Raw genomic sequence first — 8,923 nt, forward strand, 5'->3', positions numbered from 1 at the left:
TTCCGGCTGGACGCCGGCGGCGATAATCGCAGCGTGCGCGGCATCGACGTCGCGGACGCTCAAGGAGATGTTTGTATAACCGAGCTTGGCGTCCTGCTGCTGTGGTTCCAAACCACGGTGTGCGAACTCGAGAAGCTCCACGACGGTGCCGCCGAGCATCCCGCCGATCATCCTTCCGTGGGCTCCGGCTTCGCCGGTGACGGCTTCCATCGACGGACCTTCGAGCTGGAGATCGAAGAACACCTCAAGGCCGAGCAAGTCGCGGTAGAACCGCAGGGAGGCCTCCATGTCCGACACCGCGATGCAGATATGCGAAAACCCCAGGACATCAATCGGTTTCTGCGTCATCGTACAGACGTCCTTCCGGATGAAGTGGCAAGCTGCGGGTCGTTGCGCCGAACCCCGCGGTAATAGCCCCAACCTACGACTAACGGCAGCAGCACCTTGTGGAACGTCCACGCCGGGAAGCGGAAAGCACTTCCGTGGGCGGTGTACACCTCGAGTCCGTCGGGTAGGGGACCCAGCACCGAACCCCATCGCCGGCCGGGAGGCTGGTAACGGCGCAGCGGTCGCCCAGCGAACGCGGCGCGCACATTGTGTGCAAGTAACGCGTCGGCCCTGTTTCTGGCCGAGCTGCGAAGCGGGTCGGTGGCCGCGATGTCACCAACTGCGAAGAGATCGGGATGGCCGGGAACGCGCAAATCCGGTGTCACGCCGACGAAGCCGTGCTCGTCAAGCAGCTCTTCGGGCAGCCACCCCGTGTTGGGCCGCACCCGTCCTACCGCCCACAACACCGCGTCGGCCGATGCCGGCGGTTGCCCGGTGCTCCATCGCACCGGTTCGCTGGTGATGCGATCACAGGCGAAGCCGGCGGCTATCACTGCCCGGTGCCCCGGATGCAGGCGCACACCCAGTTCGGCAAGGCGGCCGGCAACGCGGTCCCATGTTCGCGGGTGATGGTGGACAAGCCCCCGTTCCCCCGGGAAGTACAGGTCGACCCGTTTGGCGGGCCAGGTGGTGGCGAGTTGGGCGGCGCTGTTCACCGCCGCGGCGCCGCCGCCGATCACGATGACCGATTCGGCGCCGGCCAGGCGGTCATGCATCGTCCGCAGATCGGCATCGATTTCGGCCGCTGCCTGCACACTCGGCTGTCGCCAGAACCCATTTGTCACACCGGTCGAGATCACCAACGCGTCGTAATTCTCGGTGACGGTTGCGCCTTCTGCGCTGCGCGCGAACACCGTTCGAGTTGCGAGGTCTACACCTGTCAGCGAGGCGTGGACGATTCGTACCCGGTCCAGGCCACGAAACCGGTCGAACGGGATCCAATTCACCTGGGCCCACTGTTCGGGACGGCTGAGCCGCCATCCCAGCTCTTGGCCGCTGACCAATCCCGGTTTGGCGGATATTCCGACGACGTCGGTGTGGCGAGCCAGTCGGATCGCCGCCAGGACACCGCTGTCGCCGAGCCCGGCGACAACAACGCGCTTGCGGCTCGCCACGTCAGTCCAGTTGCCAGTTCATGTTCTTGGCGAAGGCGACCGCGTCATCGGAGATGGTGCCCAAGGCCTGGCAACGCTTGGTGTATTCGTGGACCATCGCCAGGAAGTTGAGCGGGTTGTAGGCGTCTTCTTCGTAGCTCCACAGCCCGCTGCCGGCGTAGTGCAGCACGGTCAGGGTCGGAGCCTGATGGATGCTGCCGTCGCCGGGATCCTTCATGCGGTTGAGGATTTTTCCGATGACCCAGCCTCGGCCTTCATCGATGGTGTACCACTCCGCTGGGTAGAACGGCATCTCGGAGCCAGGGAACACGTTCATCGTCGAGCCGATCCACTCCCGGATTCGTTCTCTGCCATGCATTTCCCCGTACACATGCTCCAGGTAGACGGCGTCCTCGGTGAACAGGTCTGCGTAACGCGACCAGTCTGAGCTTTTTCCAATCTCGACGACGGCCGCACTGTAGTCGCGAAACGCACGCTCGATTTCATCGCGTGACCACTGCCCCATCTGATCTCCAATCAGCTAGCGACGCGTGCCTTTTGTAGGTCGGGCGGTTCGGCTGCGCCGCGGTTGCCAGCGGGGATGCATCACGGCTTGCAGCGCCTCAGACACCAGGACCTGAAGCGGCTGATGATCGTCGGCGTTGGTGCGCACCCATTGCTGGAACGCGAAATCCGCTGCGGCGAACGCCAAGTGGACCAGCAAGGCGGGTCGGATGTCATGCTCCGGGTCGGCGCGCATGCGGGCGGCGGTGAGTTTGACCAACCGGCTCTTGTCCTCCGGAGCCATGCTGACCTTATCGAGCAGGCTGGGAGCGGCCAGGATGGCGGCGCGCCATTGTTCGGTCTCGCTGTCTTCAAATGCGCCGGTGCGGGCTTCGATCGCGCGCGCCAGCGCCACGTCGGGTGACTCGTCGCCAGGACGCTGTTCGAGCAGCGATGCGATGACCTCCCAACCGCGCCGTACCTGATCCAGAAGCAGTTCTTCTTTGCCGCTGATGTGCCGAAAGAACGTGCTCGGCGATACACCTGCGGCAGCAGCGATCTGCTCGGTGGTGACGTTGTCGAAACCGTGCGCGGCGAACAGTTGGTAGGCCGCCAACCGGATGTCGGCGCGGATCTGTGCGCGCTGGCGGTCTCGCAGCGACGCGGCCTTGGCGGGCGGGTTTTTCGCGGCGGTGTGGTCGCTCATTGTGCTACCCGCTGGAGCGGGGGCACCGGGATCGTGAAGGCCGGCGCGGTGGTGCCGCCGTCGACTCGAAGGAACACGCCGGTCACCCACGACGACGCCGGCGAAGCCAGATACACCACGGCCGCGGCGATGTCGCGCGGTGTGCCGATGCGGCGCATGGGGGTGTTCTGCTCGAACTGAGTACGCAGCGCATCGTTGCCCATGACAAAGTCCATCGCTTGAGTGGCCACGCCTCCGACACCGATCGCGTTGACCCGCACCCGCGGCGCCCACTCGGCGGCGAGGTTGAAGGTCATCATGTTCAGCGCGGCTTTGCCGGCGGCATAGGCGACCATCGAGGTCATCACCATGTCGCCGGAGCGCGACGATATGTTGACGATAGACCCGGCACCGGCGGTGTCGACCATGGCTCGTGCGGCCAGCCTCGACAGCACAAACGGCGCGGTGGCATTGAACTGTAGTGCGGTGGAGAAATATTCGGACGAGGTGTCCATCGCCGGACGGGGAGCGGTGCCTCCGGCGTTGTTGACTAGGATGTCGAGCCGCCCGAACTGCGCCACGGTCGTGTCGACGAGCTTGGTCAAGTCCTCGTCGATCATCACGTCGGTGACCACCGCCAGCCCGTTGCGACCGGTCAGTTCGATTTGGCGGACGGTGTCATCCAGATTGGACTTCGTGCGGGCCGCTACCACAACATGGGCTCCCGCCTCGGCCAGCGCAATTGCGGTGCCGCGACCGATGCCGGCACCGCCGCCGGTGACGATGGCGACCTGATCGGTGATCCGGAAATCGTCGAGGATCACCGCACCGCCCCGGCGAGTTTGGGCGCCGGCCGGCCGGCGATCATCGGCAGATCGAGATAGGTCTTGATGCCCGGCTCGGCGGCACACGCATGCGGGATCGCGTGCACGCAGTGATTGGCGGTGGCTACGACGCCGGGGTTTCTCTGCAGGCCCTCGGCGATCGATTCCGGTTGCAAGCCTTTGACAATCAGTTCGACGTCGGGGTCGCCGGTGACCTGGATTTCGAAGCGCTCGCCGCGGTCCCCGAAGCTCCATTTCGGTTCCAGGTTCTCCTCACCCATCAGCCAGTTCACCGCGGCGGTGATCACCGGCTGGCCGTCGACGAGCGCTTGCCAGCGGAAGCGACGCGCGGCCACTCTACCGGGCTCGATGGTGAGGAAGCCCGCGTCGATGGGTGCGGTGGCCACCGCGACTTCCTGGATCGAGGAGAACGTCGGATCGCGGAACCCCAGGTAGTCAGCCACCATCCACACCGAGGATTTGAATCCGCCTTCCAGCAGACTGGCCATCGGGCTGCGCGCAGCCTCCTCCGGTGTGGCGCCGAAGCCCATGATGTGGCGCACCACGTCGGGTGCGTTATAGGTGCGGATGTCGGAGAACTCCTCGGCCCGCACATGCCTGATCGCGGTGGACAACGCCGAAATCATCAGCGGGAACTTCTCGGTGATCCCGCCGGGATGAATGCCTGAGCCATGCAGCGTCACCCCGCCGTCGTGGCAGGCCTGCTCGATGGCTTGCACCCGCGGATCGATTCGGTCGGGGTACACCCAGCCGACCGGTGTGACGATGTTCTTGCCCGACCGCAGAATGGCTTTTACTTCATCGTCGTTCGGAATCAGCGGTGAGTACACCACGCAGTCCGCGTCGACCGCCAGGACGTCATCCTTGTTCGAGTTGGCCTTCACGCCCAATGGCTCGCGACCCAGGATCTCACCGACGTCGCGGCCGTCCTTGTCCGCGCTGTGTACCCAGCAGCCGACCAATTCGAGTTCGGGATGATTGAGCACGGCTTCGATCGCTGCCTTGCCGACACCACCGGTCGCCCATTGAACGACCTTGAAGGTCTTGGTGTTTCGTGGTTCCATCGACCACCGTCCTACTCGAACCTGGACACTACCGCGAGCGACTCCTTAACCAGGAGCGTATGGCGAGTTGAGAGTGACTGTCAATACCGCCGCAATTGTTCCGCTATGCGGTTTGGGGACAGCCGGGACGTCGGGCGCCTATGTTGCTCCTGCCTGGTGCCGTGCGGGAGCGGAAACCCCTGCGTTTCAACTGAATACGGGTCTTCAGCGGGGGTTGGCGCTGCGGTTCATCACCCGTTCTGCGGCCTGCCAGTGTGCGTCTGCAACCCACAAGCGCGCAAAGGACGCTATAGCTTCATCAGGCGAAACGCCGCTGATTACGCGCTTTATCTCGGCGGCCGGGAGGTTCGCCAGCGACCTGGCGAGTGATCGCCACCCGTCGTCGAACGACGACCGGGGCAGCACAACATCTACCAACCCGATCCGCTCGGCCTCCGCGGCGTCCATCACAGTGCCGGTTCCCGCAAGCAGCAGCGCCTTGCTCTTTCCGACCAATGCCGCCAGGCGCTCGACGCCGCCCCAGGCCGGCATGATTTCCAGCGCCACCTGATTGAAGCCGATTTTGATGTCGTCGGCAGCGATCCGGATGTCAGCAGCCACGGCGACTTCAGCCCCGCCGCCGAGCGCATGACCATTCAGCGCGGCGATCACCGGGGCGGGAAAGCTGGCGAGTCGATCGCAGATCGTACGCATGCGCCGCGCCATGGCAGCCGCGTCGGCCTCAGTCCTTATGCTGCTGAGTTCTTTGAGATCACCGCCGGAGACGAAGGCTCGATCGCCGGCCCCGGTGATGACCAAGGCGCTCGCTCCTTCAGCCGCATCGAGCGCCTTTTCCAACTGCTCCATGGTTTCGAGCGCGATGGCATTGCGGGCATGCGGGCGATCAATCGTCAGTACGGCAAGCCCTTGGCCGAATTCCACGTCCACCATGTGCCGCACTCCGTTAGGTGATATTGGCATTCTCCTCTGCGGAGAATAGCATGTCCCACTGCCGTACTATTCGTCGGTTGGAGTCCGATCTATGCGAACCATTCCTGCCGAATTGGTCGAGCGGTACCAGCGTGAGGGCTGGTGGACGCACGACACCCTCGGTCAGATGCTGGCGCGCGGGCTGCACGCCGCTCCGGATACCGGCTTTCGGGTGTACTCGGCGGTGCGGCCATGGTCAGGAAGTTTCCGCGACGTCGAGCGGGTGGCCCGGCGGCTGGCGGCCGGATTGCGCGCTCGCGGCGTCGGCCCGGGCGACGTGGTGGCGTTTCAGCTGCCCAACTGGATGGAAGCCGCCGCGACGTTCTGGGCAACAGCGTTTCTGGGCGCAGCGGTGGTGCCGATCGTGCACTTCTACGGCCGCAAAGAGCTGGCGCACATCCTCGCGACCGCGAAGCCCCGGGTATTCATCACGACCGACCAGTTCGGCCGGATGACCCATCAGCCGGATCTGTGCTCAGACATTCCAATCGTGGCCCTGGTCGGCCGCGACTTCGACGAGCTGCTTGTCGACGAACCGCTGGCCGACACCGCCGCCACCGACCCGGCCGGGCCGGCACTGATCGCCTTCACCTCTGGCACCACCAGCGACCCGAAGGGCGTCATCCACAGCCATCAGACGCTGGTCTGCGAGTCGCGTCAACTGGCCGGCCAGATCCGGTCGATCGGCGACAACCAGCTGATCGCGACACCGGTCGGGCACTTCATCGGCATGTTGGGCGCACTGCTCATCCCGGTTCTCAACGGCAGGTCGGTGAACCTGCTCGACAACTGGGATCCGGGCGAAGTGCTGGCCCTGCTCGAGCGCGACCAGCTCACGCTCGGCGGCGGACCGCCCTACTTCGTCACCAGCCTGCTCGACCATCCCGACTGCACACCGGCGCACCGCGCGCATATCAAGTGCCTCGGCTTGGGCGGGTCGACGGTCCCGGCGGCGGTGACGCGGCGGCTGTCGGACCTGGGCATCATCGTGTTCCGGTCCTACGGCAGCACCGAACACCCGTCGATCACCGGGTCAAGGCTGGACGCGCCCGAAGCCAAACGCCTGCTCACCGACGGTCGGCCGATGCCCGGGGTAGAAATGCGGCTGGCGCCCGACGGCGAAATCCTGAGCCGAGGCCCCGACCTGTGCCTGGGCTACACAAATGACGCGCTGACCGCGGCCGCGTTTGATGACGACGGCTGGTATCACACCGGGGATATCGGCCTGCTCGACGACGACGGCTATCTGACCATCACCGACCGCAAGGCCGACGTCATTATCCGCGGCGGCGAGAACATCAGCGCGCTGGAAGTGGAAGAAGTGCTGCTCGGCATGCCCGGAATCGCCGAGGCAGTTGTGGTGGCCGCACCCGACGCCGGCCTGGGCGAGCGCGTCGCCGCGGTGTTGCGTCTTAAGCCCGGGCACACGTTGCCCACACTCGAACGGGTGCGGGAGCATTTCGCTGCCCTGGGTGTGGCCCGGCAAAAGTGGCCGGAAGTTTTGCTCGAGGTCGCTGACTATCCGCGCACCCCGAGCGGCAAGGTGCAGAAGCGTCTGGTCCGTGAGGGCGTTGCGGTCGCGCCTGGGTGAGAATAGTATTCTCACAAATTGCGAAGGAGGATTTCATGGGCCAGTTGTCGCATCGGGAGGACGTCCCGTTTCCGATCTTTGACGCGGATAACCATCTCTACGAGCCGCCGGAAGCGCTGACAAAGTTCTTGCCCAAGGAGTACAAGGACTACGTCCAGTACGTGCAGGTCAACGGGCGCACCAAGATCGCGCTGCGCGGCGTGATCAGCAATTACATCCCCAACCCGACCTTCGAGGTCGTCGCCCGGCCGGGGGCCTGGGAGGAGTACTTCAAATACGGCAATCCGGAGGGCAAGAGCAAGCGCGAATTGTTCGGTGAGCCGATGCGCGCGATCCCGGCCTTCTTCGAGCCCGCCCCGCGCCTGGAGAAGATGAATGAGCTTGGCCTGGATCGCACACTGATGTTCCCGACCTTGGCCAGCCTGATCGAGGAGCGGCTGCGCGACGACCCGGTTGCCACCCACGTCCTGATCCATGCGCTGAACCAGTGGCTCGACGAGGTGTGGGGCTTCAACTACCAGAACCGGATCTTCACCACCCCGGTCATCACGCTGCCGATCGTCGAGAAGGCGATCGAGGAACTGGAGTGGGTGGTCAAGCGTGGTGCCCGCGCCATCCTGGTCCGCCCGGCGCCGGTTCCCGGCTTCCGTGGCCCCCGGTCGTTCGCACTGCCCGAGTTCGACCCGTTCTGGGAGCGGGTGGTCGAGCACGACGTGCTGGTCGGGATGCACTCTTCCGACAGCGGCTATTCCCGATACACCTCCGAGTGGGACGGTGCCGACCAGGAGATGCTGCCGTTCCAGACCAATGCGATGAGCATCCTCAACGAGTGGCGGCCGATCCAAGACTCGGTCGCGTCCTGGGTGATTCACGGCGCGCTTTACCGCCATCCCAAGCTGAAGGTGGCGATCGTCGAGGCCGGGTCGAAGTGGATGACGCCTTTGCTGGACGGCCTGGCCGAGGTATTCCGGAAGTCCCCGGAATCTTTCCCGAGCGACCCGGTCGAGATGGTCAAGAGCCGGATCCACGTGAGCCCGTTCTTCGAGGACGGCATCGACGATCTGGTCAACCTCGTCGGCGTCGATCAGGTCTTGTACGGCTCGGACTGGCCGCACCCGGAAGGGCTGGCGGAGCCGACCTACTATGTCAACGCGCTGTCTCATCTGCCCGTCGAGGATCAGGCAAAGATCATGGGCGGCAACCTCGGTCGACTTGTCACGGTGTGACGTATACGCCGGCCAATCAGAAGTGGCAGACCATCCCCGAGATGGTCTTGAGCGCGGCGGACCGCTTCGGCGACGCGGAAGCGGTCGTTGAAGGCCAGCTGCGTCTCAGCTTTGCTGATCTGGTCCAGCGAATCCGTTGCGCCGCAGGCGCATTCGCTGACCACGGTATCGGGAAAGGCGATCGGGCCGCGATCTGGGCACCCAATTCGGCGGAATGGATCATCGCGGCGTTCGGGCTGCTGACTGCGGGCGGCGTGCTGGTGCCGGTCAACACGCGGTTCAAGACCGAGGAAGCCGGCGACATTATCGCGCGCAGCAAAGCGAAAGCCGTTCTGGTACAGAAGGGATTTCTCGACCAGGACTACACCGCGCCGGCTGGGATACCGGTCGTCGACCTCAAATCCGACTTCCTCGGCGGCGGTAGGCCGTTCGAGCGTGCGGTGAGCGGCACCGATATCGCCGACGTGATCTTCACTTCGGGCACGACTGGCCGCCCCAAGGGCGCGATGATGAATCACCGCCAGACGCTGCGGATGTACGAGGAGTGGGCCACACTCG

Annotated in this window: 10 protein-coding genes; 3 read left to right on the forward strand and 7 right to left on the reverse strand. The window is 64.7% G+C overall.

All coding sequences use genetic code 11. The features are described 5' to 3' along the window. The 7 genes from VFA16_RS14780 to VFA16_RS14810 form a co-directional block, all read right to left on the reverse strand. Positions 1 to 348: VOC family protein (locus VFA16_RS14780; RefSeq protein ID WP_324968538.1), on the reverse strand; the 348-nt coding region annotated here is incomplete at its 3' end. Next, complete coding sequence (locus VFA16_RS14785) at positions 345 to 1,502, reverse strand: FAD-dependent oxidoreductase (protein ID WP_324968539.1); 1,158 nt, start codon at positions 1,500 to 1,502, stop codon at positions 345 to 347. The genes VFA16_RS14785 and VFA16_RS14780, both read right to left, overlap by 4 nt. A gap of 1 nt (position 1,503) precedes the next feature. Further along, complete coding sequence (locus tag VFA16_RS14790; RefSeq protein ID WP_324968540.1) at positions 1,504 to 2,007, reverse strand: nuclear transport factor 2 family protein; 504 nt, start codon at positions 2,005 to 2,007, stop codon at positions 1,504 to 1,506. A 15-nt stretch (positions 2,008 to 2,022) separates the two neighbouring features. Then, positions 2,023 to 2,691: a TetR family transcriptional regulator gene (locus VFA16_RS14795; RefSeq protein ID WP_324968541.1), complete on the reverse strand. Its 669-nt coding sequence runs from the start codon at positions 2,689 to 2,691 to the stop codon at positions 2,023 to 2,025. Next, entirely contained in the window at positions 2,688 to 3,494 is an 807-nt protein-coding gene (locus VFA16_RS14800; protein WP_324968542.1) for a glucose 1-dehydrogenase, read from the reverse strand. The genes VFA16_RS14795 and VFA16_RS14800 overlap by 4 nt, the downstream gene beginning before the upstream one ends. Then, a complete protein-coding gene (locus tag VFA16_RS14805) occupies positions 3,491 to 4,579 on the reverse strand; it encodes a dihydrodipicolinate reductase (protein WP_324968543.1) in 1,089 nt (362 codons plus the stop codon). The genes VFA16_RS14800 and VFA16_RS14805 overlap by 4 nt, the downstream gene beginning before the upstream one ends. A 204-nt stretch (positions 4,580 to 4,783) precedes the next feature. Continuing rightward, positions 4,784 to 5,509, reverse strand: coding sequence for an enoyl-CoA hydratase/isomerase family protein (locus tag VFA16_RS14810; RefSeq protein WP_324968544.1), 726 nt, complete (start codon positions 5,507 to 5,509; stop codon positions 4,784 to 4,786). A 91-nt stretch (positions 5,510 to 5,600) separates the two neighbouring features. Between VFA16_RS14810 and VFA16_RS14815 the strand changes: the two genes are divergently transcribed. The 3 genes from VFA16_RS14815 to VFA16_RS14825 all read left to right on the forward strand — a co-directional run. Next, positions 5,601 to 7,139: an AMP-binding protein gene (locus VFA16_RS14815; RefSeq protein ID WP_324968545.1), complete on the forward strand. Its 1,539-nt coding sequence runs from the start codon at positions 5,601 to 5,603 to the stop codon at positions 7,137 to 7,139. A 35-nt stretch (positions 7,140 to 7,174) separates the two neighbouring features. Next, positions 7,175 to 8,365, forward strand: a complete 1,191-nt coding sequence (locus VFA16_RS14820; protein ID WP_324968546.1) for an amidohydrolase family protein — start codon at positions 7,175 to 7,177, stop codon at positions 8,363 to 8,365. Between the two features lie 41 nt (positions 8,366 to 8,406). After that, the coding region (locus VFA16_RS14825; protein WP_324968547.1) for an AMP-binding protein at positions 8,407 to 8,923 on the forward strand (517 nt) is incomplete at its 3' end.

The organism is Mycobacterium sp. (assembly GCF_035653355.1).
Classification (GTDB): domain Bacteria; phylum Actinomycetota; class Actinomycetes; order Mycobacteriales; family Mycobacteriaceae; genus Mycobacterium.

What these genes read in the sequence shown, in the direction of transcription:
- VFA16_RS14795 (WP_324968541.1), bottom strand. Translation starts at nt 2,691, where the DNA reads ATGAGCGACCACACCGCCGCGAAAAACCCGCCCGCCAAGGCCGCGTCG.
- VFA16_RS14810 (WP_324968544.1), bottom strand. Translation starts at nt 5,509, where the DNA reads ATGGTGGACGTGGAATTCGGCCAAGGGCTTGCCGTACTGACGATTGAT.
- VFA16_RS14815 (WP_324968545.1), top strand. Translation starts at nt 5,601, where the DNA reads ATGCGAACCATTCCTGCCGAATTGGTCGAGCGGTACCAGCGTGAGGGC.
- VFA16_RS14820 (WP_324968546.1), top strand. Translation starts at nt 7,175, where the DNA reads ATGGGCCAGTTGTCGCATCGGGAGGACGTCCCGTTTCCGATCTTTGAC.
- VFA16_RS14790 (WP_324968540.1), bottom strand. Translation starts at nt 2,007, where the DNA reads ATGGGGCAGTGGTCACGCGATGAAATCGAGCGTGCGTTTCGCGACTAC.
- VFA16_RS14805 (WP_324968543.1), bottom strand. Translation starts at nt 4,579, where the DNA reads ATGGAACCACGAAACACCAAGACCTTCAAGGTCGTTCAATGGGCGACC.